This is a genomic window from Kribbella sp. NPDC056861, assembly GCF_040687575.1.
Classification (GTDB): Bacteria; Actinomycetota; Actinomycetes; order Propionibacteriales; family Kribbellaceae; genus Kribbella.
Genome location: NZ_JBFBNQ010000005.1, coordinates 735,979 through 760,117 on the forward strand (window position 1 = coordinate 735,979; position 24,139 = coordinate 760,117).

The window sequence follows — 24,139 nt, forward strand, 5'->3', positions numbered from 1 at the left end:
CAGACAGTGGGGGGCGGATGCGGTAAGACACGGGAATCCCACGACCACCATCGAGGCCGGGTACAACGATGTCAACACTTCAGCGAGTAACCGAGTGGAAACGTTTCGTAATCGTCCCGAGTTAAGAAAGCAGCTCCGCCGCGGTCATCAGAGAGATCAGCTCGAGCCCCACCTCGGCCAGCGCCTCGGCGCCGCCCTGCTGACGATCGATCACACACAGAGCCTGCGAGATCTCCGCCCCTAGCGCCCGCAACTCCTTGCTGGACAGGACGATCTGGCCGCCCTTGGTCACCACGTCCTCGACCACCAGCACCCGTCGCCCAGCGATCTCGGCGCCCTCGGCCAGCCGGCAGGTCCCATAGGTCTTGGCCTCTTTGCGCACAAAAGCACACGGCAGCCCGGTATGGCGGCCGAGCGCCGTCACCACCGGGATCCCGCCCATCTCCAGCCCGGCCAGGACCTCGGTCCCGGCAGGTACGAGCGGCACCATCGCCTGGGCGATCGCGTCCAGCAACACCGGATCGGCCTCGAACCGGTACTTGTCGAAGTACTCCGTCGCCATGATCCCCGATCGGAGCACGAACTCCCCCGTCAGGTGCGACGCCTGATAGATCCGCTTGCCCAGCTCTGCCTTCCGCACCCCAGCACTGTCCACGCCCGCACCCTACCGAGGCCCTCGCGCCGCGACCGTCACCCCGCCTTGCGTTGCTCGGCCCCCGGCAACATCCGGACGAAGTCCTCCACAGCAACAATCGGTACGCCGTACTCCCGGGCCGCCCGCGCCTTCATCGACAGGCTGTCCACATCAGCCGCGACCACGAACGTGGTGTCCGGCCGAACAGCCTCTTGCGGCACGAACCCGGCCCCGACCGCGCGATCCCACCAGATCTCCCGCGCCTCGATCATGTCGCCGGTGAAGACCAGGCTGCTGCCTGCCGGAAACCCTTGCGCACCAGGGCGATCCGGTACGACGTACCGTCCGCTGCTCGCGCGCAGCAAGGCGTCGTCGACGTCGGCGACCCGTTGGCCCAGCATCACCGCGACCCGGTCGAGATCGCCTCGTTGCTCCGGGCTGCCCGCTCCCTCGCTCCACAGCGCATCGGCCAGATCGGTGACGTAGACCCGATGCAACTCGTCCACCTGCGACCGGGTCAGACCGAGATCCGTCGCGACATGGACAAGCTGGTCCGCCTCGGCCTCGGTGATCTCCCGATTGGCCAGGATCGTGTCGAGAACGGCCAGATACGAATCGGCTTGCGGCGGCTCCGGCACTCGGGGCAGTTGGTCGACCAGCCGGCTCATCCAGCCGTGCCGCCCACCCGCATGCACCGGTCGCACAGTTGCCATGCCATCCGCGCCCGGCAGCGTCGGCCAGTTGTAGCGCCGGACCTCTTCGTAGACCCATTGCCACGGCGGTGGCGACGGAAAGGCCTGCAGATAATGACTGAAGAGCTGCGCGGTTGCCCGAGTATCCGCAAGTGCCGAGTGCCAGCCCTCGATCGAGATGCCCGCCGCGGAGCAACAGGCCCCGAGCGTCCGCTTGGCGCCCGGATGCAGGTAGCCCGCCAATGCCATTGTGCACATGGATCGCTCGGTGACCAACGGCACGCTGACCCCGAGCCGGGCGAACTCCGCCCGCAGGAAGCCCAGGTCGAACTCGACGTTGTGCCCGACCACCATCCGCCCGGCGAGCAACGCCGCGAGCCGGCCCGCGACCTCGCCGAAATCGGGAGCCGCGAGCACGTCGGCCGTCAGGATCCCGTGGATGTGTTGCGGCCCGAGATCACGCTGCGGATTCAGCAGCGTCACCCATTCCCGCTCGAACTGCCCGTGCGCGTCCAGCAGGACGACCGCGACCTCGATCACCCGGTGCCGATAGGCGGGCGACAGTCCGGTCGTCTCGGTGTCGATGACGGCATACATCCCAGCGCCTCCTTGACTGGCTGCCTAGCTGACACAAGCCAATCACAGACCACCGACAGTTCCCGGTACTGCGAAATCAGTTGTAACGCGGCATCGATTCCACCCGATAGGCCGTATGGAAGCGCGGGGGGAAGCCGGAAGGCGCCGCGCAGCGGCAACAACGCGGGGGAAGCATGCAACTCAGTATCGACACCAGTCTGGCCGGCCGGCTGCGGCAGATCGTCGAGGGCCCACAGGCCGTCGACGACCTGCGGGCGTACTTCGAGGACGGCCCGCCGAACACCGGGTACGCCGGCCGCTGGTTCGAGCAGATCGGGACACCGGCCGACCAAGAGGCCAACCGCAATCGGCTGACCGCCGACGACGTGGTGGCGTTGTCGGCGCTCAGCATCCGGCTGCCGATCGCGGTCTCCGCCCGGCTGCTCGGGCCGGATGCCGACGAGATCAGCGAGCTGCTGACCGAGATCCCGGCCGAGGCGGACCTGTGGGACGTGCCGCGCTCCGAGCTGAGCCCGAAGTCGGCGGCGTACCGGCTGTTCACCAAGTTCCGGGCGATGGCGTGGAACGGCGGCGAGCACGGCACCTCGGGCGTCACCGCGAGCAAGTTGCTGGCCCGCAAGCGGCCGCGGCTGATCCCGATCTACGACACCCAGGTCAGCCACCTGGTCGATCTCGGCAAGGGCGCGAACTGGTGGATCTCGTTGCAGCAGGCGCTGACCGACGACCTGCGCAGCCAGCTCGAGCACGCCCACAAGGCGGCCGAGCTGAGCCCGCTGATCACACCGCTGCGCACCCTGGACGTGATCCTGTGGATGCGTGCGCGGCACACCAGCTGACCGGCCCGCTGCCGGGCTAATCAGCTGCTGGGATGTCCACGGCGATCTCCTCGCCCAGCACCGCGCCGCCGATCAGGTCCAGGTCGTCACCACTCCAGAACCGGCCGGGGTCGTACCAGTTCGGCCGCCGCCCGTCCGGCAGCAGACCCATCTCCTCGTACGTCACGGCGACCACCTCGGCGCAGTACGCGCTCTCCAGCTTCAGCTCCCGCTCGCCCTTGCGGAACTGCGGGATCCGGCCGCGCACCCACCGCGACGCGAGTCGCGCCGTGGAGGGGAACGGCGTGCCGTCAAGGCGTGCCACAGTACGCAGTACGGCGTCCTCCGTCGCGCGGGTGACCGGGTACTCCAACTGCCGCAGCCAGGCGCGCTGACCGTACTTGCGCGACCAGGTGAGCACCGCGTCCCGCAGATCATGCAGCTGTACGCCGCGCTGGTGCTTGCCGGTCCACACGTCGGGCAGCGATCGCCCCAGCTCGGCGTGCCACATCAGCGGCGGCAGGTCATCGAGCACGACCGCCATCCCGACGTGGTTGACCGGGCTGTTGGTGGTCAGCTGGATCGCGCGGTCGGCCGCGCTCTCCCCGCGAAACAGCCAAATGTCACCCGTTCGTGTCAGTTCCGTAGCGTCATCCAGTGCTATCCGTGTCTCCACGTCGCTAGGTTAGTGACATGAAGGCATGGAAGGTCGTAGGACTGGCTGGGCTCGTCGGGGTCGCTGCGACGGGCGTCGTAATCGCACGGGGCGACCGCAAGCGTCGCGCCTACACACCGGAAGAGGTCCGTGACCGGATCAAGACCCGGGTCAAGGAAGCCGCAAGCGCTTAGAGCTTGTGCAGCACAACGTCTGTCAGACGGCCTGACTCGATCAAGGCCGTCTGATAGGTGCAGTGCGGCTGGCGCCGGCAATCCGTCGGCGACCCCGGGTTGAGCAACCGCAGGCCTCGCGGCGACGTGGTGTCCCACGGGATGTGGCTGTGCCCGAAGACGAGCACGTCGACGTCCGGGTAGGCACGTTCACACCGCTCTTCGCGGCCCTTGGCCTGGCCGGTCTCGTGCACGACGGCGATGGAGACTCCATCCAAGGTCACTCGCGCGACCTCGGGCAGCCTTGCCCTGAGCAACGGCCCGTCGTTGTTGCCCCAGCACCCGATCAGTTGTCGCGCGCGCTCGGTCAGCTCGTCGAGTAGTTCTACGTTGACCCAGTCACCGGCGTGGATCACCACGTCCGCCGCGTCGACCGCTGCCCAGACCGCGTCGGGCAGCTTCTTCGCGCGGGCCGGCAAATGTGTGTCGGAGATCAGCAGCAGCCGCATATCCCTACTGTTGCACGGCCTCGATCAGCTCTTGTTCGCGCGCTGGGCTCAAGCCTGCCTTGCGTTCGCGGTCGAGACCGAGCTCGCGCTCCCAGGCCAGAGTGTCGACCAGGAACTCCCTGCGCGGGCGATGTTTCAGCCCAGCGGCGAGTGCCGCGGCGCCACTGCGGTTCGACCAGCCTTCGTAGCCGGGCGTCGTCATCCACATCGCGATCGACTCCGGACCCATGTACTGCTCGACCTTCTGCACCTCGAGCCATTCCCGCGGCGCGAGCACCACCGGCCCGGTGTGCCCACCGACCTCCCGCACCAGCTCGATCCACTCACCGAACGGCACCACCGGGCCGACCGCGTCGAAGGTCCCGGTCGTGCCTCGCTCAGCACAGTCCAGCAACCAGAACGCAAGATCCCGTACGTCGATCACCGCGGTCGCCAGCTCCGGCGTGTCCGGCACCAGCAATGGCTCCTCTGGCGCTCGCGCCGCGCGGGCCACCCACGCACCGCCGCGGTCGCTCTTGTCCCCCGGCCCGCCGATCAGCCCCGCTCGGGCGATCACCAGCCGATCCCCGACAGCCGCCAGCGACGCCAACTCACAGGCGACCTTGGCCTCGCCGTACTGCTCCCGATCGGCGACGTCCAACTCGGTCGCCTCACGCACAGCCGCCGACTCGTCAGCACCCGGTACGTCGAACTTCTCGTACGCGTTGCCGGACGACACATAGGTCCAGTGCTTCGCGCTCAACGCCCGCAGGGCATCGCGCACGAACCCCGGTTGCCACGACACCTCGAAGACGGCATCCCACTCCCGCCCCCGTACTGCGTCGTACGCGTCCGGTTGGCTGCGATCAGCCACGACCAGCGTCGCGCCGTCGGCCACCGCGCCACTCTCACCACGCGCCAGACAGCTGACCGCATGCCCACGCGCCAGCGCCTGGACAGCGAGCTCTCGCCCGAGGAACGCAGTACCGCCGAGAATCAGAATGTCCACGGCTCCAGCCAAGCAGCCGCCAGGGACAAATCCCAGACCCTCTGCCGAGGCCAGACAAGGTGAACGGGGCCGGCGCCGGAGGGAGTCCAGGCGCCGGCCCGTTCGCGTCAGACCAGGTCCGCGGCGCCGGATCCGGTCGTGGTCTGCCGGCCGGACTGGAAGTCGTCCGGCGGTGGTTCAGGGGCCGGATGCAACTCCGGCCAGGGCTGGGGCGGCAGATCGGCGCGCCGTGGCAGCGCGAGATCCGGCCCCGGATCGGGGTCCAGCCACTCGATCTCGGTGGCACCGTGGTGACCGTGGATCGCGATCACCGACTCGATGCTGTCCCAGACCGTGGTGGTCGGATAGTCGCCGTACCAGCGCAGCGCGACGGCCTCGTCGGTGAACTGCACGCCTTCGGCAACGGGTCCGGTACCACTCACCCCGGAGACGTCGTGATGGCGAATCATCCGGAAACGCCGGGCAGTCATTTCGGTGCGACCTCCCACAGCCTCTCTCCCGGCAGGGCCCGCCCGCCGGGGTCCATCGGGGGGAGCGGTTCGCTGGTCACCCGCAGGCCGGCGAACCGGCGCGTCATGGCAGCGGCATAGCGGTCGGCCACCTCGGCCTCCGCCCGGTAGTCCGCGACGACGTGGTCCCCGAACCACACTCGTACGCGGCGACGTTGTTCTCCCGCCGGATCGTCGGCCATCAGTGCACCCGGCGACCGGTCGTAGGCGTGCTGACGCCTGTCGGTGTTCCCATCTGCGGCATCGAGTAGCTGTCCTTCACTTCGATCACTTCCACTTCCCAGTTGGGGATGGGTTCACTCGTAGTGACGGAGCTGTCACCGGGTCATGACGCGAATTCGCAGAAATTTTCTGGCGACGGCCCCGGAGCGTGACATCGTCCGCTCCATGCGGCGGGAACCGGATGCGGTCGAGCGGGCAGAAAGAGGTATGCACCGACACCGAGCCGGCACCGCAGCCCCCGAAGAAGCCGGCGCGCGGGAGTCACCTGCCCCAGCCGAGACCGGCCCACCCGCCGACCTCCGTCAGTCCTCAGCGGCCGACTTCGCCCTCCTCTTCGACCAGCACGCCGTCGCGATCCACCGCTACATCGCCCGCCGCCTCGGCAGCACCGAAGCCGACGACCTCCTCGGCCAGACCTTCCTGATCGCCTTCGAACGCAGACACCGGTACTCCGGCTCGACAACCGGCGCACTGCCGTGGCTCTACGGCATCGCCACCAACCTGATCCACCGCAGACGCCGCGACGAAGTACGCCAGTACCGCGCCTACTCTCGCTCCGAACCAGCCGGCTTCGACCAACGAGGCGACCCGCTGGCCACCGAGGTCGCGGCACGCGTCGACGCCGCCTCCGCCTCGCGGGTGCTCACCGGCGTACTGGCCAACCTCCGCCAGGCCGAACGCGACGTACTGCTGCTCTACGCCTGGGAAGACCTCAGCTACGCCGAGATCGCCGCAGCCCTGGCCCTGCCCATCGGAACTGTCCGCTCCCGCCTGTACCGAGCCCGTCGAGCCCTCCGCTCCGCGCTCGGCCCTGACTTCGAGGAGAACCTGTCATGACCGAACTAGACCTGCTCAAACGCGTCCGCGACGACGTACCGCCGCCGGCCCCACTAGTACTGGCCCGCGCCCGCCAGCAGCTGTTCACCCCACCACCCGTACGCCGCCGCGCCACCCGACCGCGTCTGCTCGTCGCCGGCGCCCTCGGCCTCACGCTTGCCGGCGGCTTCCTCGCCGCCGATGTCGTTCGCCACGACAGCAGTCCGCTCCCCGGCACAGTCGCCGACGCCAGCACGTTCCTCGCCTACGCCGCCGCCCAGACCAACGGCAACCCGGATACCCCGATTCCCCCAGGCCAGTACCGCCAGATCACCGTCAAGGAAGGCAGGCTGATCAACCTCGGCTCCACACCATCCCTGCGAGCCTCCCTGCAGGACCGGACCGACACGTGGGTACCAGCGGACCAGAACCGCCGGTTCGTGACCAGGTACGACAGAAGCGACAAGGTGGAGTTCGCATCGCCCGAAGCCCAGGAGCTTGCCCGTGCGAGGCGGCCAGACCTGTTCTTCCCCTCCAAGCCCAGCAGCAGCCTTAGTACCTGCCCCGGAGTCTTCGACGGCGGGGTAACTCGCACCACCTTCCCCCCGTCGCCTCCCTGCCAACCGAGCTGGCGGCAGCCGTCCCGCGCGTTCCTGGCGGCCCTGCCACGCGACCCGGACGCCCTGCTGGCAACACTGCGCAAGAACCCGCCGAAACACCTGCCCGCTGACTACGAGGCATGGTCCCGCATCGGCACCGTCCTGGGCACTGGCGCAGTACCGGCCGACCTGCGAGCAGCCCTCTACCAAGCCGCCCGCAAGATCCCCGGCATCCGCCTCCTGGACGAGGAGGTCATCACCGTCGACGGCCAGCGCGCCCGCGCCATCAGCCGCGAAACCGCCGACACCCGCTACGACCTGCTGATCTCCCCATCGACCGGCCAGTACCTCGGACGCCGCGCCGTCATCACCAAGGACGGCCCCGCCGACATCAACGGCAACCCCGACAGGACCTATCAACGCGGCGACATCTACTCCTGGTCGACGCTCACCACCCAACTCACCCCGACCCAACCGGCCGCCACCTCACCCCCGGCCCGCAGCGAGTCCTACGGCAGATAGCCCAGGGCCTTACCCGACCCCAATCACCCAGTCGCGCCACTGCTCGAGATCCGGCTCATCCATCGTCACGCCGTCGGCGAAGTTATGCGTCCCCACCCCCGGCAGATACGCCGCGACGAGATCAGTCACATCCCGCACCAGCAGCATCGCCTCTCCAGCCCCAGCCAGCTTCTCGAAAACCAGCCGAGCCTCCCGCTCCTGAACCGCCTCATCCCCGCCGTACCAGACATCAACCTGCACCGGATAAGCATCAATCGCCTGCACCTCCCCCGGCTCAGGATCAACCAGCACATGCCAATTCCGATGCACCAAGAACTCCAGCGCCCCGTCGGCCCCTCGCAACCCCACCTCGTCATCCCGGCTCGAGGCATCCGCAACCGACCGCAGCCCCAGCAACCCCTTCAACCGCTCAGCAACCTCCTCCACCGACTTCTCATCGTCGAGAAAGACGCTGTACTCCTCAGCCATCAATTCCCTTCCCGCCGCAGAACCCATTGACCCCAGCTGTCCACGTCTTCCGCGTCGGGTGTCAGCCGCGGTTCGAAGTACTTGACCGGGGAGCCGGGCAGGTAGGCAGCAACAAGCCATTCGACGTTGTGGAGCAGCAGCGCAGGCACGTCGGGCATAGCAGCAACGATCGCTTCGAACGCAAGCCGCGCCTCTTCTCGCTGGAGCGGCTTGTGCGTCCGAAGTTGCACGTCGACCATCACCGGATAGGCATCCATCGCCTGCAACTCGCCTGCTTCCGGCGCCAGGTAATTCGGCCCGACGAACAGTCCGTACTCCGCATCGACAGTCCGACCCTGTCCAACGAAGCCCCACTCCCCGGTGTCGTCGGGCTGTCCCTTGCCTCGCGCCCCCAAGACCTCCGCCACCCGCGCTGCGACGACGGCGATCCCGTCCTCGATCGCCAGGAAGATCTCGTCACTGTCCGCCATCCGCACTCCTTGAGTAGCTGATCAATCGTTCGTCGCCGAGAATCACGTGGATGACCTTCGGCAAGGTCACGCCGGACTGGCCGAGACACCGACGGTACGCACGATCGGCGGCCTCCGCCGTCACGTTCGTCGGCCGGCCGTCGACGACCACGATGTCCGCCTGTTTCCGGGCCCGCAGCATCGCACTCTTGAGCGCGTTGGCCGCCGGGCTCTCCGGTGTCTTGAACTCCACGGCGAGGCCCTCGTCGGCGCCGGTCCTGCGAACCATTCCGTCGGGGTTCTTCCGCCCCGACCCATGGTCGGCCGGGCGAGCATCGATCCGCCACCCCTCGGCCATCAGCCGGTCGGCGATCCGGCGTTCCTCCGGCGTGAAGCTGCCCTGAGGATCATGTACTCCCGCCATGAAGTCATCACCCAGCGCCCGTGGGTGAAAAGCCGGATCAAAGTCCGGCAGCTCGTCGAGCGCAACATCGATCTCAGGTACTTCGACCTGCGCCGCCAAACCATCAGCCGGAGTCTCACCCGGCTCCGGCAGATGCACATCAACAATCACCGGAGCCACCTCCCCCACCGGCTCATCCGGATAACTGAAGCTCCCCGTAACCCGCTCAGGCTCAACCACAACCGTCGCAGCAGTCCAGGACCGTTTCCCCGACTCCTCCATCGACTTCAGCAGCTCAGCCGCAGCCTCCGCCAGCTCGACTCTGATCTCGAAGTCACGCTCCTCGGGAGCATCCTCCTGCTCCAAGATCTCGACCTCGCCCGTCTCGGCGACGACGATCTCGACCTCGAGCTCCTCGACCGGCTCGCGCGCTTCCTCGTCCTTCTCCTGCTTCTTCCGAAGCTTCTCGAACGCCTTTCGCGCAACAACGATCAGCGGCGCTTCCTTGCCCTCGGCATCCTCCAGGGGCTTGAAAGGCAACGAAGTACGAACCACCCGCCCCAGCAGATCCCGGTCAGCAATATCAGCCGAGCCGCCAGTGGCCCGGTTCCGATCGGCCGACAGCGCATCCGGCCGGTTGCCCGAGCGCCCCTCGCCCACCAACCGCTCCGCCCATGCCCCAGCCTTCGGTGGCGCCATCGCCAAATAGTGCGCCGCCTGCTCACAAGCAAGCGCCGCCGCGTCCAACTGCAGCGCAGCCACGGTCGCCTGCCCCTGCGACGCCGAGATCGCCAGCGCGGCGTTCTCCCGGCAGCGCTCCGCCGTGCGATGCAGATGGGCGACGATCTGCGGTACTTCGTTCAGACACTCGACCAGCCCACGCGCCACCCGCTGCAGGTCGGACGACACTAGATCTGGTCGGCGTAGCTCTTGCAGCCGGCCGAGGCGATCTCCAGGGCCTCGGCTGCCTGTTCGACCGCCTTGCCCGCGGCGTCGAGGATCTCGGAGATGTCGCGATCCACCCCGGTCGCCGTACCGGCGATCAGACTCTCCACCTGGGCGCTGTGCTGGGTGAAGCGGAGCTTGAACCCGGCCAAGCCGCCAGCTGCCTGCTTGGCCTCGGCGGAGACCTGGTGCAGCTGTTCCTTGAGCCGCTGTACGTCGGACACTTACTGCCTCTTCTTCCTAGGGGTTGCGCTTCTTCGGCAACACGATCGCAGTACCGGCCACGATGGCCGGTACCAGGATCGCCAGCCACCACGGCAATCCTGCTGCCATCAGGACTATCACCAGGCCTGCCCCGCCCCAGCCCCACCAACGGGCTCCGGGCAACCGCGGCAGACCCAGCATCCGCGATGCGGCCAGCAGGGTGACCGCTGCGATCGCGGCTGCCTCCAGGCCGACCACGAGGGATCCCCTCATTGCCCAGACCAGCAGGAAGCCGACCAGTACCTCGCCGGCGCTGATCGTACGGCGCTTGCGGCGCTCCTGCTCCGCCCGGGCGGTCTTCCGCACGTGTTCCAGCTGGTCGACAGTCTCCGCCAGCTGCTTGGTGAGCTTCGCCGCAGCCGACTCCATGTCGGTCATCCCGCGCATGTCCGGCAGCGGAATGGATGCCCGCTTACCCTCCGGCGGCAGCCCTGCTCGCTGCAGGCTCTCGGCCGCCTTCTCTGCGAGCGTGTTGAGCCGGATCTCCAGCTTGCGACCCCGCTCGGCCATAGCGTCGGCCTCTGCCATCGCAGTGGCCTCCGCCTTGGACCTGTTGGCCGTCAGCCGATCCTGCGCCTGCTGCGCGTCCACCCGCGCCCCAGCGACCTGCCGGAGCGCCCGCGCGTACTCCGTCCACTGCTGCTGCTCGGTCTTCATCGCCGCACCAACTCCACGACCCGGTCGATCTCATCCGACCGCAGCGGCGCAAACGGTACGACGACCTGCGCCCCCGAGTGCAGCCCGTCCCACAGCAGCGCCCGTTGCGGCTCCGACGCCCACTTCATCAGCGCCCCGGCAACAGCCCGTACGCCGTCCTGCGGGTGCCGCAGGAAGATATGCGTCGCCACATTGCCGCGCCCGAAGCCGAGTTGCTCGGTGCAGACGTGCATCCGGTTCCACCACCCGAAGGTGATCAGCCCCTGCGTCGCGCCACCGCGCACGATGTCCTGCAGCGCGTTGGCCGGACTCTCGAAGAACCCCTCCGCATGCACCTGCATCTTCGGTACCGCGTGCAGCCCGAAGCCCAGCAGGTACGTCGTACCGCCGACCTTCCCGTCCCGGACTTCGTCGCGCAGCGAGAACAGCCGCCGGACCACATCCGCGTGCTTGTCCACGGTCTCGACCTCACAACCGAGCTGCCGCAGTGTCTGCACCAGCGCATCCTTGCCCTCAGCAACTACCGGCGCCGAGTCGGTGCCGTCCAGGAAGATGAACCGCGGCGGTACTGCGGCTGCCGCGGCCGCCGACACCGCGAGCCCGGTCAGCACCCCGAGCGCATCCGTCGGCCCATCTCCGAGCACCAGCACCCCGGCCCCCGGCTCCGGCTGGACCTCCAGCGTCACCGGCTCCTCGGTCACAGCGATCGGCAACCCGATCCACGGCCGCCCGAGCTCAGGCTGCACGGCGGCGGCAGTATCGGTCAGCCGCGCCGGCTCGGCCAGGTGGAAGATGCGCGGCGGGTGCGTAGTACCGGATCTGACCCACAGCTCGCGGCGCAGGTCGTCGAGCACCACCCGATCCGCGAAGCTGACCAGCACGTGCTGGTTGTCGTCCGGCGATCCGAAGTTCGCGTTCAGCACCGCCTCGCCACGGAACTGCAGCTCAGCGGCAGCCGTGTTGCCGGTCCGCAGAATCGCCTGCGAGTCGGCCGGAGTGGTCTTCAACGCGATCCGGTACGGCACCTGGCCGAAGATCGAGTCGCGCTTCGTCGAGAGCTTCTTGACGCCCTCGATCGTCTGCGTCGCCAGCACCACATGCACGCCGTACGCGCGCCCGAGTCGTACCAGCCGCTCCAGCAGTCGCGCGGCCTCGTCCGCCAGATCGTCGTCGTCTTCCAGCAGCACCTGGAACTCGTCCAGCACAGCAAGAATGCGCGGCGGCCGATCCGGCCCGGCCGGCAGTTCGGCGATGTCCGCCACGTTGCCGTGCGACTTGAAGATCTCACTGCGCCGCACCAACTCGTCGGACAGATGCCGCAGTACGGCGAGGCCGAAGGCGCGGTCACTGTGCACCCCGAGCACCCGGACGTGCGGCAGCCAGTGCTCCCGCTCGCCGGCCGGCCCGAGCGCCGAGAACTCGACGCCGTGCTTGAAGTCGAGCAGGTACATCTCCAGATCCGCCGGGTCGTAGCGCGCTGCCAGACCATGGATCAGCACCAGCAGCAGGTTCGACTTGCCCTGCCCGACCGCGCCGCCGATGAGGACATGGGGCAGCGCCGGGTTGCCGCTGCGCAGGCGCACCAGGGCCGGCGTGCGGTCGTCGTACCCGATGACGGTGCTGATCTCGTCGGTGACCGGCTGCCACCAGGTCGACCTGTCCGGCAGCGTCCGGTTGAACTCGATCGTCGGCAGCACGGCGATCTCCGCGAGCTCGGCGACCACGTCGCAGATGCCGGCAGCAACGTTCGCGTCCCAGGCCGGATCGAGCTTGGCCGCCACGTTCGGCAGGTGCGACAGCTCGACCTTCTCGTTGGCGATGGCAACCGGTTGGAGCAGGTCGAGCAGCTGCCTGGCGTCGACCTCGTACTCGTTCGCGTTGCTCGGATCGTGATGGACGAGGAAGCAGATCCCGCGATCCGCGCCGGTCGCCGCCAGCCGGACCAGGTCGCGCTGCGCCAACTGGTCGATGCCCGCGGGGTAGTCGAACAGCACGATGAGCCGGTACGGATCGGTTACCCGCCCGCTCTCACGCACCAGGTCCTCGAAGTGCTTGTGCCCCAACTGCGCCTGCCTGCTGGCCCGCATCGACGAGACGTCCACCAGCCCCGACAGCACCGTGTGCAGCTGATCCGCGGTGTGCGTTGCCCTCGGCACCAGTTGCGGGTACTTCGTGGTCAGGTGCCCGAGCAGACCCATCATGCCGGTCAGCCGTGGGTCGAACGCGTCGATCCGCAACCGGAACGGTTCAGCCGCCGCGATCAGCCGCAACGCGACACTCTGCAGCAGTTGCCGGGCGGACTCGTTGCGGTCGGCCGTCACCTTCCAGCCGTTGGTGCGCAGCAGCGGCGCGATCACCGGCGTACCGGCTTCCAGCGCCCCGACCCGCACGTACGACGGAGTACCGGCGCCGACGAGTTGGCGGGAGCGCCAGCGCGCGTCGTTGGGCGGAATGGATGCCAGTCCAGGCGCCAACCGGTCAGCCAGCAGACGCGCGGCAGGTTCGGCGTTCGCCAAAGCCTCCGTGGTCGCGGCCTCGACCAGCCCGCGTGACTCCCGCCGGGCGGCCGCCGTCTCCGCCTGTAACTGGCGATGCAGCTGTACTGCGCGTTGGTGCTCTCCGCGCGTGTGCTGTCGCGCATTTTCGAGCAACTGCCCGAGCGCGAACTGGAGACCGCGAATGCGGCCTTCCAGGATCTCCGGACCAGCTACCACCTCTGTGGCCGGCGCGGGCGCGCCTCCCCCAGCAGGCTGCTCCGTCACGAGCACCGTCCTTCCACCTTCGCCCCGCGACCAACCGAATGCCTTCGCCAACCATGTCACACCAGCAGTCCCGTCCGTCACTCCAGGCACCACAAGTCTCACCAGCCGATCGCTGTTATCCGGGGGCCACGATCTCGAGCTCGTAGCCGTCCTGGTTATGCAGGAAAGCGGCATAATGCTGCGGCCCGCCGGCGTACGGATGGCGGTCGGCGAACATCAGCGTCCAGCCATGGCCGGCAGCGTCGGCGACGATGGCGTCGACCTCAGCGCGGCCTGCCGCGTTGAGGGCGAGATGGTTCATGCCCGGCCGGAGCCGGTCATGGGTGTCGGCGGACAGCGCGGGGCTCTGCTCCACGACGATGTAGGAGCTGTCGACGCCCGACTTCCAGCTGAAGCCACCTGGCCAGCCGTCGCCGTCCTTCCAGCCCAACTGGTGGAGCACCCAGCCCCAGTCGTTCATTGCCCGGGAGAGGTCCGGGACCCAGATCTCGATGTGGTGCACAGCGACGGCCATCGCAGCATTATCTGTGCTCGTCGCGGGATCTATCGTCCAATCGGCTGCTGACCGCCACCGAGACGAGCCCGGAGAGCACCAGCCAGACCAGCGCGGCGACCAGCCACGGCCACCATTCGAGCCCGGCCGCGGCGTCGGCCACCGCTTTGCCGAACAGGCCCCCGGACGGCGCGAAGACCAGCACCAGCAGTACGCGGGCGATGCTGCTCTCCTTGGTCATTCCTTCATTGTCCGAGTCGAGCGCGATCACCGCTGAGATGTGGGCGTTTCTCCCGTTCCGGGCCGCTTTTCCACAGTCTCCGCCAAGGCTCGGGAATTTGTCCGCGCGGTGGTCTAGCGTCTGGGAGAACAGTTCCGAAGGGGGCATCGTGAGCACGACCCGGATCGAGACCACGGCGTACGGCGCGGCCGCGCTGGACAAGCTCGGCGCGGTCGTCGGCGAGCTCAAACGCAACGATCCGATGACGCCGGTGACCTTGCTGCTGCCCAACAACCTGGCAGGCGTTACCGCACGGCGTTTTCTGGCCCGGTCGACCATCGGCGCTCTCTACCTGGCCACGTTGCCACGTCTGGCCGAGCAACTCGCGGCCGGCACCCTCGCGCCCAGACGGCCGGCCACCCGGCCGATCGTCGCGGCGACCTGGCGTACTGCGCTGTCCGAGGCACCGGGCGTCTTCAAGGCCGTTGCCGATCACCCGTCCACGATCCAAGCGCTTGCTGCAGCCCATCGCGAGCTGCGCGATCTCACCTCTCCCGCGCTGGACAAGGTGTCCTCGGCATCGACTCTCGGTCCGGATCTGGTCAGACTCCATCGCCACGTGACGGACGAACTGCGCTCTGATTGGTACGACGAGACCGAGTTGCTGCACGCAGCCTCGGCCGTGTTGACCCAGTCGACGGACGGTCTGTCGGCTGCGCGGCGCGAGTCGAGTGTGGTGACCGAGCTCGGCGCCCTGGTGCTGTATCTGCCGCAAGAGCTGACCCAGGCCGAAGCCGGCTTCGTCTCGGCATTGGGCGACGCTGCGGCCGACCTCACGGTGATCGTCGGCCTCACCGACGTACGCCGCGCGGATCGGGCTGTCCGGCGTTCGCTGGAGCGGATCGGGATAGACCTGCCAACCTCGATCTCCAAGAACTATCCGGTCGCCACGAAGGTGCTGAACGCGTCCGACGCCGACGACGAAGTGCGCTGTGTGGTCAGGGATGTCGTCGCGTCGCTGAAACAAACGCCTGCTCACCGGATCGCGGTCCTGTACTCCGCGGCGACGCCGTACGCGCGTCTGCTGCACGAGCACTTCGCCGCCGCCAAGATCGAGGTCAACGGGCCGGGCACGCGCCCAGTGCACGAACGCGCGATCGCGCGCACGTTGCTCGAAGTGCTCGCGCTGGTCGACCACGATCTGCCACGCGCAGACCTCTTCCGCGCCCTGGCGAACGCGCCGACCCGCGACTTCACCGGTGAACGGATTCCCGTGCCGCAATGGGAGCGGCTGTCGCGGGCCGCCGGGGTGGTGCGTGGCGACGACTGGGACGAGCGGCTGAAGCGTTATGTCGAGTCGGAGCGCCGGACTGCTGAGCAGGAGCAAGCCTCGGACGATCCGATCATCGGCGCGATCCGGCGAGCGCAGTACAACGCAGGTAATGGGCAGAAGCTGCATGAGTTCGCCATCGAGCTGCGGCGGCGGCTGATCGGCGCCTCGCAGCTCGGGACTTGGTCGGAGTTGGCGCATTCGGTGCTCGCGCTCTTCCAAGCGCTGCTCGGCGATGCGTCCGCGTTGCCGGTGGAGGAGCAGTACGCGGCAGTCGCGGTCGAGGGGTCGTTGCGCGGGCTGTCGACACTCGACGAGCTCGGGACGCCGGCCAGCTTGTCGGTACTGCGTGACGTGCTCGATCTCGAGTTGCAGCAGTCATTGCCGCGAGTCGGGACGTTCGGCACCGGCGTACTGGTGGCGCCGTTGTCGGCGAGCATCGGGTTGTCGGTGGATCTCGTGTTCGTGGTCGGACTGTCGGAGGATCTGTATCCCGGCAAGGTGCACGAGGATGCACTGCTCCCCCATCGGGTGCGCGAGGCGACTGCGCCCGAGCTGGCGTCGTTCCGCGATCGGTTGGACGAGAAGCAACGGCATCTGCTGGTCGCGTTCTCGGCCGGCGCATCTCGGGTGGTGGCGTCGTTCCCGCGGGGCGATCTGCGGCGGTCGAGCCGGCGGCTGCCGACGCGGTGGCTGCTCGGGACCTTGCGTTCGCTGACCGGGGACCATGCGATGGCTGCGACCGAGTGGGACCAAGCGGCGTACGGGGATCGGTTGCTGACCTCAGCGTCGTACGCGGGATCGTTGACCACGACAACCTTGCCGGCGACCGAGCAGGACTGGCGGGTGCGCGCATTGACGGCCGGGCTGACGCTGGCCGACGACGTGGTCGATCGGGCACGGGTGTTGCTGCGCGCTCGGGGTGGGGACGAGTTCACGCGCTTCGATGGCAACTTGTCCGGCGTACCGGGGCTGCCGGACTACGCGCTGGAGGACCGGATCGCGTCGCCGACCTCGCTGGAGTCGTATGCGAGCTGCCCTCATGCGTACTTCGTCGAGCGGCTGCTGCAGGTCGAGCCGTTGGAGGCGCCCGAAGATCTGCTGGTGATCTCGCCTCTGCAAGTGGGCAATCTGATCCACAACAGCCTGGACGCGTTCGTGAGCCGGTTGAGCGGTTCGCTGCCTGGGTTCGGCGAGCCGTGGACCGCGGAGCAGCAGTCGCTGCTGCTGGCGATCGGAGCTGACAAGGCCGACGGCTTCGAGGCGGAGGGGCTGACCGGGCATCCACGGCTGTGGCAACGCGAACGGTTGCGGATCCTCGGCGATCTGCTGGTGCTGCTCGCCGACGACGAGCGATGGCGGTTCGAACACAACGCGTCGGTGGTGGCGAGTGAGCTGCGCTTCGGCGTCGACGGTGAGCCGCCGGTGGAGATCCCGGTGCCGTCCGGCCGAGTGCTGCTGCGCGGATCCGCCGACAAGGTCGACCTCGGCAAGGACGGCACGCTGTACGTGACCGACGTGAAGACCGGCGGCTTCTCGCGGTACGAGGCGATCGAGTCAGACCCGGTCGCCGCCGGGACGAAGCTGCAACTTCCGGTCTACGCGTACGCCGCCCGCGCCCGGCTGGGCGAGGCGTCGACACCGGTCGAGGCGTCGTACTGGTTCGTCCGCAAGGGCGGTCGCCGGATCCCCGTCCCGCTCACGCCCGAGGTCGAGGCCCGGTATGTCGACACTCTCGACGTGATCGTCTCGTCGATCGCCGCCGGGTACTTCCCCGCCAAGGCGCCCGAGATCCCCGACTTCCTCTGGGTGCAATGTCCGTACTGCAACCCCGACGGAATCGGTCACAGCGAAGTACGTGCCCGGTGGGAGCGTAAACGCCACGACCCGACCCTGTCCCGTCTGGTCCAGCTGATCGACCCAACTGCAATGCCTGTATTGGCTGGAGAGGTGCCGAGCGATGTCTGAGCTCCTGGATGCCGATGCCCGCGAGCGGATCCGCACCGATACCTCGTCGACCCTGTTCGTCGAAGCGGGCGCAGGCTCCGGCAAGACGCACGCCTTGGTCGAGCGCGTCATCACGCTGGTCCTGCGCGACGGCGTACCGCTGCGGACTATCGCGGCCGTCACGTTCACCGAGAAGGCCGGCGCCGAACTGCGAGACCGTCTGCGAGTGGAGTTCGAGAAGGCACGGAAGGGCCCATCGCGCTCCACCGCCGAAGACGCGCTCGACGACCTGGATTCGGCATCGATCGGCACCCTGCACTCTTTCGCCCAACAGATCCTGTTGGCGCACCCGATCGAGGCCGAGCTGCCACCGCTGATCGACGTACTGGACGAAGTCGGCTCGTCAGTCGCCTTCGAAGAGCGCTGGTCCGAGCTGCAGCAACAGTTGCTGGACGACGACTCCATCGCCGAGCCGCTGCTGCTCGCCATGGCCGTCGGCGTGGAACTAAAGCACCTGCGCTCATTGGCCCGCCTGTTCGGCAACGACTGGGACCTGATCGGCGAACGCGTGCTGGTCGACCCACCCGAACTCGTCGCCATGCCAGACCTGAACGGCTTGATCGCTGCCGCCGCCCAGATCGGTGCGACCAGCGCCAACTGCCTCGCCGACGACGACCGCCTGCTGGCGAAGATCCACCAGATCCGCGACCTCGGCCTGATGCTCGACACGGCCACGGACCAGGAGACCCAACTCGCGATCCTGCACCGCCTGCGCGCACTGAAGGTCGGCAAGATCGGCCGCAAGGAGAACTGGCCCGACATCACCAAACTCCGCGGCGACTGCGCCGAGGTCGTCGACGTGGCCGGCTCCCTGGTCGAACTCCTCCTGGATGCTTGCCTACGGCACCTTTCCCACTGGCTCGCCGTCCGCGTCCTCGAGTCCGCCGAACTCCGCCGAGCCGAAGGCCGCCTGGAGTTCCACGACCTCCTCGTCCTGGCCCGCGACCTGCTCCGCCGCTCCCCCTCCGTCCGCGCAGCCCTCCAGGACCGCTACCACTACCTACTCTTGGACGAGTTCCAAGACACCGACCCGATCCAGATCGAACTCGCCGTCCGGATAGCCGGCGGCGCCCAAGCCGACGCCCCCGACTGGCGAGACATAGAAATCCCCGACGGCAGCCTCTTCGTAGTAGGCGACCCCAAACAGTCGATCTACCGCTTCCGCCGAGCCAACATCGCCACCTACCTGACCGCCCAAGACCTCCTGGGCGACACAGTCACCCTCACCACCAACTTCCGCACCGTCCCCCCGGTCCTCGACTGGATCAACACCGTCTTCACCACCCTCATCACCCCCGAACCCTCCGCCCAACCCACCTACCACCCGCTAACGCCCCACCGCCCACCAGCACCCCTGCCTCTCATCGCGCCCACCGCGCCCACCACATCCAGTCCGCACCCCACTGAGACCGCAGGCCCCGCCGCCGAACACCTCACTACCGACGACCCCGCGCCCGACGCCACCGAACACCCCACCACCGACGACCTTCCGTCCGACGCCATGTCCACCCCCATCGCGCCCAACCCCACCATCCCGCCTACCCCGATCCCCAACCACAACGCACCTCCCGGCACCCCCACCCCGACCACACCTGCACCCACCGCCGAGCACCCCACCACAGACAACACCCCCGCCGCGAACCTCACCCAGCACCCCGCCACAGACAACACCCCCGCCGCGAACCTCACCCAGCACCCCGCCACAGACAACACCCCCGCCGCGCACCCCGCGACCGCACACCCCGCCACAAGCAACCTCCCATCCGACGCCGTGTCTCACCCCACCGCGTCAGACGTCACCAGCCCGTCTCCCCCGATCCCCGACCACAGCACCCCAGTGGCCGGCGACCAACTCTCCTTCCTCGACTTCTCCGACGACACCGACGAAGCCCCACCCACAACACCATCTGACGCCATCAGCCCACCGACTCCACCCGAGGCACCAGCCGACGACTCCCACCTCGCCAGCGTCACCCCAATCCGCCGACACCTCACCTCAGTCCCCGCCCTCCCCACCGACACCAGCGCAACCCACACCAGCGCCACCGACACCGCCCCACCCACTAACGCCAACCCCACCAGCGCCCCGGCACCCCACACCCCCAGCACCACCGACAGCACTCCCAACCCCACCTCCCCCGCAGTAACCATCCTCGGCGCCACCCCCCACGAAGACCTCCCCCGCGCCCAAGCCTCCATCCTCCGCGAACGCGAAGCAGCCGACGTAGCCGCCGTCATCCACCAAGCCCTCACCGAAAACTGGCAGATCTACAACGAAAAAACCGCCACCTGGCGCCCCGCCGGCGCCGGCGACATCGCAGTACTCGTCCCCGCCCGCACCTCCCTCCCCTTCCTCGAAGAAGCCCTCGACCGCGCCGACATCCCGTACCGCGCCGAGGCCAGCTCCCTCGTCTACCAAACCGCCGAGGTCCGCGACCTCCTCGCCTGCGCCCGCACCCTCGGCGACCCCAGCGACCAACTCGCCCTGGTGACCACCCTCCGCTCCCCACTCTTCGGCTGCGGCGACGACGATCTCTTCACCTGGAAGCGATCCGGCGGCTCCTTCAACCTCACCGCCCCCGTCTCCGACGCGCTCCTCACCCACCCGGTCGGCGAGGCGATGGAGTGGCTCCGCCGCACGTACTACGCCTCCCGCTGGCTCACCCCGAGCGAGGTACTCGGCAAGATCGTCGCCGACCGCCGCATGCTCGAAGTCGCCGCCACCGGCCCCCGCGCCCGTGACGCCTGGCGCCGAGTCAGGTTCGTCGTCGACCAAGCCCGCGCCTGGTCAGAGGTCGAACACGGCGGCCTCCGTTCTTACCTCGCCTGGGCAGCACACCAAGGCGAAGAAGCCTCCCGAGTCGCCGAAGCAGTCCTCCCCGAGACCGATGCCGACGCAGTACGGGTGATGACGATCCACGCCGCGAAGGGCCTCGAGTTCCCGATCGTCATCCTCTCCGGCATGACCGCCGCCCCGAACCGTCAACGCGGCGTACAGGTCATCTGGCCGACCGACGGCGGCTACGCGGTCAAGCTCAAGTCCTCCGTCCAGACAGAGGACTTCGACCTGGTCCAGCCAGTCGACGAGCAAATGGACGACTACGAACGCCGCCGCCTCCTGTACGTCGCCGCCACCCGCGCCCGCGACCACTTGGTCGTCTCTCTTCACCGCTCCGGCACCCGCCGCCATTCCAGCAACGCCGAACTCTTCGCCTCCGCCCACGCAGCCACGGCCGCCGACCCGATCCTCTTCAACGGCCCCGCAATCACGGCATCCCCCGAGACCGCCGGCAACACGCCCCAGGTGCGACCACCCGTCAACCGCGCCGAATGGAATGCCCGCGTGACAGAGGCCCGCCAGGCCAGCCGCAAACGCTCCGCCCAAAGCGCTTCCGGCTTAGAGGGCACCGGCCCAGCCGTTGCCCTCCAGGGTGCCGACCCCGGATCCGCCAAGGCCCCACGCGACGTAGAGCTCCCTCCCTGGTCCAAGGGCCGCTACGGCACAGCGATCGGCCGCGCAGTCCACGGCGTACTCCAGGTGGTCGACCTCTCCACCGGCGCTGGCCTGGACGCAGCCGTCTCCTCCCAATGCATCGCGGAAGGTGTTGTCGAGTACGCCGACGTAGTCACCGCCCTGGTCCGCTCAGCCCTCACCTCAGACGTAGTCCAACGCGCAGCAGCCCGCGAACACTGGCGAGAGTCCTACGTAGGCACCCTTCAACCAGACGGCACCGTCCTGGAAGGCTTCGTAGACCTCATCTACCGCGAAGACGACGGCACCCTGATCATCGTCGACTACAAAACCGACGCCATCCCCGCCGCAGCTCTCGACGCCCGCGTCGCCCACTACGCCCCTCAACTCCAGACCTACAAAGCCCTGCTCCCCAACACCGGCCGCCCGGTCCTCCTCTTCCTGGCACCCACCACAGCCCACGCCCACCAGCTCTAAATCCACTTGCCGACAGCACCAGCACACCGGCACGATCGAAGCATGACCACGACGAAAGCCCTTCTACTGTTGACCTCCACCGCTCGTCCGGTGCGGGTCCAGCAGCAGACCGGCCGAGCCCGGAGGCCAGCCAACTCCCGCTCGTGACCGCGGCCCTGGTCGCAGGGCTCCTGGCCGGCTATGGCATCGCCATCCCTGTCGGAGCAATCGCGGCGTACCTGATCGCCCTCACCGCCCGCACCTCGCTGAAGCTCGGCATCTTCGCCGCCCTGGGCGTAGCAACAGCCGACGGCCTCTACGCCGCCCTCGCCACCATCGGCGGCTCAGCCCTGGTCCCACTTATCGAACCGATCACGGTTCCCCTGAAGTGGACCTCGGTACTCGTCCTGATCGGCCTGGCAACCCGCAGCGCGATCACAGCCATCATCCAGCACCGCCGACTCCAGTCCGCCACCCCAACCTCACTGACCCCACCCAGCCCTCGCCGCGCCTACTTCGCCCTACTAGGCATGACGATGCTCAACCCCACCACCGTCATCTACTTCACCGCCTTGGTCCTGGCCGGCCAAGACACCACCGCCCCGCCCCCACTCGAGCAATCAGCGTTCGCCGTAGCCGCCTTCGCAGCCTCAGCCTCCTGGCAACTAGCCCTGGCAACCAGCGGCGCCCTCCTAGGCCGTCTACTAACCACCCCAACGGCCCGCCTAGCGACCGCCCTCCTATCCAGCCTCCTGATCACAGCCCTCGCCCTACACCTACTTCTGACCACCCTCTAACCGAAACTGACACCATGCCCACAGCAACCCCGTCCCGACAGATCCGAGCCGCGTACGACGACGACACCATCACCGTCTACCAGGCCTACCTACCCGAAATCGCCGACCCCGCCCTCCGCGCCGGCACCTTCGTAGAACCCTTCAGCCTGACCCGCATGACCTGGATCAAGCCATCCTTCCTCTGGATGGCCTACCGCTCAGGCTGGGCCACCAAGCCCGGCCAAACCCGCGTCCTGCGAATCCGCATCACCCGCGAAGGCTTCGAATGGGCCCTGACCCACAGCTGCCTGAGCCACTACGACCGCAAGCACCACGCATCCTCAGAAGCCTGGCGCACCGAACTCCACCAGTCCCCCGTCCGCATCCAATGGGACCCCGAACAAACCCTCCACCTACAACCCCAGCCAACCGCCCGCTCAATCCAGATCGGCCTCTCCGGCGAAGCAGTCCCCCTCTACGTCAACGACTGGATCACCTCCATCGAGGACCTCACCGACGAAATGCACACCATCCAAGCCCTAACCCGCACCTCCCCAGCCGAAGCAGCGTCACGCCTCCCCACCGAACGCCCCTACCCTCTACCCCAGCTGCTCACCACCCACATAGCCGCCAGCCCCACCTGACAACCACACGCACAGACGATCCGGTTCGGTCCGCGCCGCACCCAGCCGGTACCACGTCCGCTCGGGCATGGCCGAAGCCAGTCAAGCCAGCCGGTCATGCGGCAGTTGGTTCGACTTCTCGTCGACCAACCCGAACTCAGAACCTGGCCTCAGATCGCGCCACCACGAGTCATCGACCTCAAGGTCATCCATCTTCAAGGCCTGGGCCCGCACATGCTTCACGAACTGCGCAGGCAGGCGCACGTCGTGGTCTTTGACGCGGTGCTCGAGTCCTTCGGGCCACAGATAGACCATGTCGGTCAATTCCAGCGAACCATTGCGCTTGCCACAGAACCTGCACTCGGATGAGCCAAGGTAAGCCCTCGCCACGAGTCCCTGCCGAAGGTAGAGAACCGTATTGATTCACTCCTTCTCATCCCAGGCTGGATCCACAAAGTCGCGAACGTCCGACCACCCGGGTTCGACTCCAGCCCAATAGCCAATTCTAATGACCGTCATCATTAACCGCCCGGAGTGAACTGGGAACCAGACGCTACCCGGATCGTCGATGATCTTACCTCTGGAGTTGACCCTGAACTTCTGGGTCAGAGCCTTGCCCTCGACTCCCAATTCGTTGCCAGTTCCGCCGGACTCAGGTCGTCGCCCCACTCGTCGACAACACTCGTCAGTTCGAACCCACAGCCAACGCGCGCACTAGTCTGCCGACTCGTTTCGGATGCGCTGCCGATCCTCCTCGAAGACCGCGACCGCGTCAGGGTCGTTCTCGAAGTAACTCTCCCAGAACCCCTGCGCGAGCCAGCGTGGCGGAGCAAGTCGAAGCGAACCGCCGTCGCGGAACTCAGCGACCCAGACAGACGGGATCGCAGAATCGGTCGTTTCGAACATCTCCGAATCCCAGAGACCGGGTGCCTCGTTGCCCAGATCGAGCCGGACCGCGAATCTATGCTCAGGCGAGGCATTCACCTCGAGAACGGTGTACACCTGCCCAATCCTCACCCAGGGACTGTCAGCAACTCGCTCCAAAGTCGCTGGATTGATGATCGACACACATCGAACCTTCAC

25 protein-coding genes are annotated in these 24,139 nt (G+C 67.7%); 8 read left to right on the forward strand and 17 right to left on the reverse strand.

Annotated features, from left to right (window positions below; translation table 11 throughout):
* Positions 1–121: 121 nt before the first annotated feature.
* Together pyrE and AB0P21_RS27655 are read right to left on the reverse strand one after the other, a co-directional pair.
* Positions 122–655: an orotate phosphoribosyltransferase gene (gene pyrE, locus AB0P21_RS27650; RefSeq protein ID WP_363700125.1), complete on the reverse strand. Its 534-nt coding sequence runs from the start codon at positions 653–655 to the stop codon at positions 122–124.
* A 35-nt stretch (positions 656–690) separates the two neighbouring features.
* A complete protein-coding gene (locus AB0P21_RS27655) occupies positions 691–1,923 on the reverse strand; it encodes an exonuclease domain-containing protein (protein WP_363700126.1) in 1,233 nt (410 codons plus the stop codon).
* Between the two features lie 173 nt (positions 1,924–2,096).
* On the opposite strand from AB0P21_RS27655, the gene AB0P21_RS27660 reads away from it, so the two are divergent.
* Positions 2,097–2,759 (forward strand): DUF6308 family protein, encoded by a 663-nt coding sequence (locus AB0P21_RS27660; RefSeq protein ID WP_363700127.1) that lies wholly within the window; start codon positions 2,097–2,099, stop codon positions 2,757–2,759.
* A gap of 16 nt (positions 2,760–2,775) precedes the next feature.
* Here the strand turns inward: AB0P21_RS27660 and AB0P21_RS27665 are convergent, their stop codons facing one another.
* Positions 2,776–3,414, reverse strand: a complete 639-nt coding sequence (locus tag AB0P21_RS27665; protein ID WP_363700128.1) for a hypothetical protein — start codon at positions 3,412–3,414, stop codon at positions 2,776–2,778.
* Between the two features lie 17 nt (positions 3,415–3,431).
* Here AB0P21_RS27665 and AB0P21_RS27670 point away from each other — a divergent pair, with 17 nt between their 5' ends.
* The gene (locus AB0P21_RS27670) at positions 3,432–3,587 is read left to right on the forward strand and encodes a hypothetical protein (RefSeq protein WP_363700129.1); all 156 of its coding nucleotides are present in this window, start codon (positions 3,432–3,434) and stop codon (positions 3,585–3,587) included.
* On the opposite strand, the gene AB0P21_RS27675 is transcribed toward AB0P21_RS27670, so the two are convergent.
* The 4 genes from AB0P21_RS27675 to AB0P21_RS27690 all read right to left on the reverse strand — a co-directional run bounded on the left by AB0P21_RS27675 (position 3,584) and on the right by AB0P21_RS27690 (position 5,754).
* Positions 3,584–4,075, reverse strand: coding sequence for a YfcE family phosphodiesterase (locus AB0P21_RS27675; protein ID WP_363700130.1), 492 nt, complete (start codon positions 4,073–4,075; stop codon positions 3,584–3,586). The genes AB0P21_RS27670 and AB0P21_RS27675 overlap by 4 nt on opposite strands.
* A 4-nt stretch (positions 4,076–4,079) precedes the next feature.
* Complete coding sequence (locus AB0P21_RS27680) at positions 4,080–5,063, reverse strand: oxidoreductase (RefSeq protein ID WP_363700132.1); 984 nt, start codon at positions 5,061–5,063, stop codon at positions 4,080–4,082.
* Positions 5,064–5,170: 107 nt separating this feature from the next.
* Positions 5,171–5,533, reverse strand: coding sequence for a hypothetical protein (locus tag AB0P21_RS27685; RefSeq protein ID WP_363700134.1), 363 nt, complete (start codon positions 5,531–5,533; stop codon positions 5,171–5,173).
* On the reverse strand, positions 5,530–5,754 hold the full coding sequence (locus AB0P21_RS27690; protein WP_363700135.1) for a hypothetical protein: 225 nt from the start codon (positions 5,752–5,754) through the stop codon (positions 5,530–5,532). The genes AB0P21_RS27685 and AB0P21_RS27690 overlap by 4 nt, the downstream gene beginning before the upstream one ends.
* Positions 5,755–6,001: 247 nt before the next feature.
* On the opposite strand from AB0P21_RS27690, the gene AB0P21_RS27695 reads away from it, so the two are divergent.
* Positions 6,002–6,631 (forward strand): RNA polymerase sigma factor, encoded by a 630-nt coding sequence (locus tag AB0P21_RS27695; RefSeq protein WP_363700136.1) that lies wholly within the window; start codon positions 6,002–6,004, stop codon positions 6,629–6,631.
* The gene (locus tag AB0P21_RS27700) at positions 6,628–7,731 is read left to right on the forward strand and encodes a CU044_5270 family protein (RefSeq protein ID WP_363700137.1); all 1,104 of its coding nucleotides are present in this window, start codon (positions 6,628–6,630) and stop codon (positions 7,729–7,731) included. The genes AB0P21_RS27695 and AB0P21_RS27700 overlap by 4 nt, the downstream gene beginning before the upstream one ends.
* Before the next feature lie 9 nt (positions 7,732–7,740).
* Here the strand turns inward: AB0P21_RS27700 and AB0P21_RS27705 are convergent, their stop codons facing one another.
* From AB0P21_RS27705 to AB0P21_RS27740, 8 genes are all read right to left on the reverse strand, one after another.
* Positions 7,741–8,199 (reverse strand): hypothetical protein, encoded by a 459-nt coding sequence (locus tag AB0P21_RS27705; protein WP_363700138.1) that lies wholly within the window; start codon positions 8,197–8,199, stop codon positions 7,741–7,743.
* Positions 8,199–8,669 (reverse strand): hypothetical protein, encoded by a 471-nt coding sequence (locus AB0P21_RS27710; protein ID WP_363700139.1) that lies wholly within the window; start codon positions 8,667–8,669, stop codon positions 8,199–8,201. The genes AB0P21_RS27705 and AB0P21_RS27710 overlap by 1 nt, the downstream gene beginning before the upstream one ends.
* On the reverse strand, positions 8,656–9,960 hold the full coding sequence (locus tag AB0P21_RS27715; protein ID WP_363700140.1) for a hypothetical protein: 1,305 nt from the start codon (positions 9,958–9,960) through the stop codon (positions 8,656–8,658). The genes AB0P21_RS27710 and AB0P21_RS27715 overlap by 14 nt, the downstream gene beginning before the upstream one ends.
* Positions 9,960–10,220 carry a hypothetical protein gene (locus tag AB0P21_RS27720; protein ID WP_012922179.1) on the reverse strand — a complete coding sequence of 87 codons (261 nt, stop codon included), beginning with the start codon at positions 10,218–10,220 and terminating at the stop codon, positions 9,960–9,962. Before AB0P21_RS27720 ends, AB0P21_RS27715 begins: the two co-directional genes overlap by 1 nt.
* Positions 10,221–10,236: 16 nt before the next feature.
* Complete coding sequence (locus tag AB0P21_RS27725) at positions 10,237–10,917, reverse strand: hypothetical protein (protein ID WP_363700141.1); 681 nt, start codon at positions 10,915–10,917, stop codon at positions 10,237–10,239.
* Complete coding sequence (locus AB0P21_RS27730) at positions 10,914–13,679, reverse strand: FtsK/SpoIIIE domain-containing protein (RefSeq protein WP_363700142.1); 2,766 nt, start codon at positions 13,677–13,679, stop codon at positions 10,914–10,916. The genes AB0P21_RS27725 and AB0P21_RS27730 overlap by 4 nt, the downstream gene beginning before the upstream one ends.
* Before the next feature lie 115 nt (positions 13,680–13,794).
* Positions 13,795–14,193, reverse strand: coding sequence for a VOC family protein (locus AB0P21_RS27735; protein ID WP_363700143.1), 399 nt, complete (start codon positions 14,191–14,193; stop codon positions 13,795–13,797).
* A 7-nt stretch (positions 14,194–14,200) separates the two neighbouring features.
* Complete coding sequence (locus tag AB0P21_RS27740) at positions 14,201–14,413, reverse strand: hypothetical protein (RefSeq protein WP_363700144.1); 213 nt, start codon at positions 14,411–14,413, stop codon at positions 14,201–14,203.
* A 148-nt stretch (positions 14,414–14,561) separates the two neighbouring features.
* Between AB0P21_RS27740 and AB0P21_RS27745 the strand changes: the two genes are divergently transcribed.
* From AB0P21_RS27745 to AB0P21_RS27760, 4 genes are all read left to right on the forward strand, one after another.
* Positions 14,562–17,690 carry a PD-(D/E)XK nuclease family protein gene (locus tag AB0P21_RS27745; protein WP_363700145.1) on the forward strand — a complete coding sequence of 1,043 codons (3,129 nt, stop codon included), beginning with the start codon at positions 14,562–14,564 and terminating at the stop codon, positions 17,688–17,690.
* Complete coding sequence (locus AB0P21_RS27750; RefSeq protein ID WP_363700146.1) at positions 17,683–21,678, forward strand: UvrD-helicase domain-containing protein; 3,996 nt, start codon at positions 17,683–17,685, stop codon at positions 21,676–21,678. The genes AB0P21_RS27745 and AB0P21_RS27750 overlap by 8 nt, the downstream gene beginning before the upstream one ends.
* A gap of 143 nt (positions 21,679–21,821) precedes the next feature.
* Entirely contained in the window at positions 21,822–22,454 is a 633-nt protein-coding gene (locus tag AB0P21_RS27755) for a LysE family transporter (RefSeq protein ID WP_363700147.1), read from the forward strand.
* A 14-nt stretch (positions 22,455–22,468) separates the two neighbouring features.
* Positions 22,469–23,077, forward strand: coding sequence for a DUF4291 domain-containing protein (locus tag AB0P21_RS27760; protein WP_363700148.1), 609 nt, complete (start codon positions 22,469–22,471; stop codon positions 23,075–23,077).
* Between the two features lie 81 nt (positions 23,078–23,158).
* On the opposite strand, the gene AB0P21_RS27765 is transcribed toward AB0P21_RS27760, so the two are convergent.
* Together AB0P21_RS27765 and AB0P21_RS27770 are read right to left on the reverse strand one after the other, a co-directional pair.
* Entirely contained in the window at positions 23,159–23,380 is a 222-nt protein-coding gene (locus tag AB0P21_RS27765; RefSeq protein ID WP_363700149.1) for a hypothetical protein, read from the reverse strand.
* A gap of 390 nt (positions 23,381–23,770) precedes the next feature.
* On the reverse strand, positions 23,771–24,124 hold the full coding sequence (locus AB0P21_RS27770; RefSeq protein WP_363700150.1) for a hypothetical protein: 354 nt from the start codon (positions 24,122–24,124) through the stop codon (positions 23,771–23,773).
* Between the last annotated feature and the right edge of the window lie 15 nt (positions 24,125–24,139).

Bases quoted from the DNA above. Each gene is read 5' to 3' on its own strand.
- AB0P21_RS27655 (WP_363700126.1), bottom strand. From the start codon at position 1,923: ATGTATGCCGTCATCGACACCGAGACGACCGGACTGTCGCCCGCCTAT.
- AB0P21_RS27660 (WP_363700127.1), top strand. From the start codon at position 2,097: ATGCAACTCAGTATCGACACCAGTCTGGCCGGCCGGCTGCGGCAGATC.
- AB0P21_RS27670 (WP_363700129.1), top strand. From the start codon at position 3,432: ATGAAGGCATGGAAGGTCGTAGGACTGGCTGGGCTCGTCGGGGTCGCT.
- AB0P21_RS27675 (WP_363700130.1), bottom strand. From the start codon at position 4,075: ATGCGGCTGCTGCTGATCTCCGACACACATTTGCCGGCCCGCGCGAAG.
- AB0P21_RS27685 (WP_363700134.1), bottom strand. From the start codon at position 5,533: ATGACTGCCCGGCGTTTCCGGATGATTCGCCATCACGACGTCTCCGGG.
- AB0P21_RS27690 (WP_363700135.1), bottom strand. From the start codon at position 5,754: ATGGCCGACGATCCGGCGGGAGAACAACGTCGCCGCGTACGAGTGTGG.
- AB0P21_RS27695 (WP_363700136.1), top strand. From the start codon at position 6,002: ATGCACCGACACCGAGCCGGCACCGCAGCCCCCGAAGAAGCCGGCGCG.
- AB0P21_RS27700 (WP_363700137.1), top strand. From the start codon at position 6,628: ATGACCGAACTAGACCTGCTCAAACGCGTCCGCGACGACGTACCGCCG.
- AB0P21_RS27705 (WP_363700138.1), bottom strand. From the start codon at position 8,199: ATGGCTGAGGAGTACAGCGTCTTTCTCGACGATGAGAAGTCGGTGGAG.
- AB0P21_RS27710 (WP_363700139.1), bottom strand. From the start codon at position 8,669: ATGGCGGACAGTGACGAGATCTTCCTGGCGATCGAGGACGGGATCGCC.
- AB0P21_RS27725 (WP_363700141.1), bottom strand. From the start codon at position 10,917: ATGAAGACCGAGCAGCAGCAGTGGACGGAGTACGCGCGGGCGCTCCGG.
- AB0P21_RS27735 (WP_363700143.1), bottom strand. From the start codon at position 14,193: ATGGCCGTCGCTGTGCACCACATCGAGATCTGGGTCCCGGACCTCTCC.
- AB0P21_RS27740 (WP_363700144.1), bottom strand. From the start codon at position 14,413: ATGACCAAGGAGAGCAGCATCGCCCGCGTACTGCTGGTGCTGGTCTTC.
- AB0P21_RS27750 (WP_363700146.1), top strand. From the start codon at position 17,683: ATGTCTGAGCTCCTGGATGCCGATGCCCGCGAGCGGATCCGCACCGAT.
- AB0P21_RS27760 (WP_363700148.1), top strand. From the start codon at position 22,469: ATGCCCACAGCAACCCCGTCCCGACAGATCCGAGCCGCGTACGACGAC.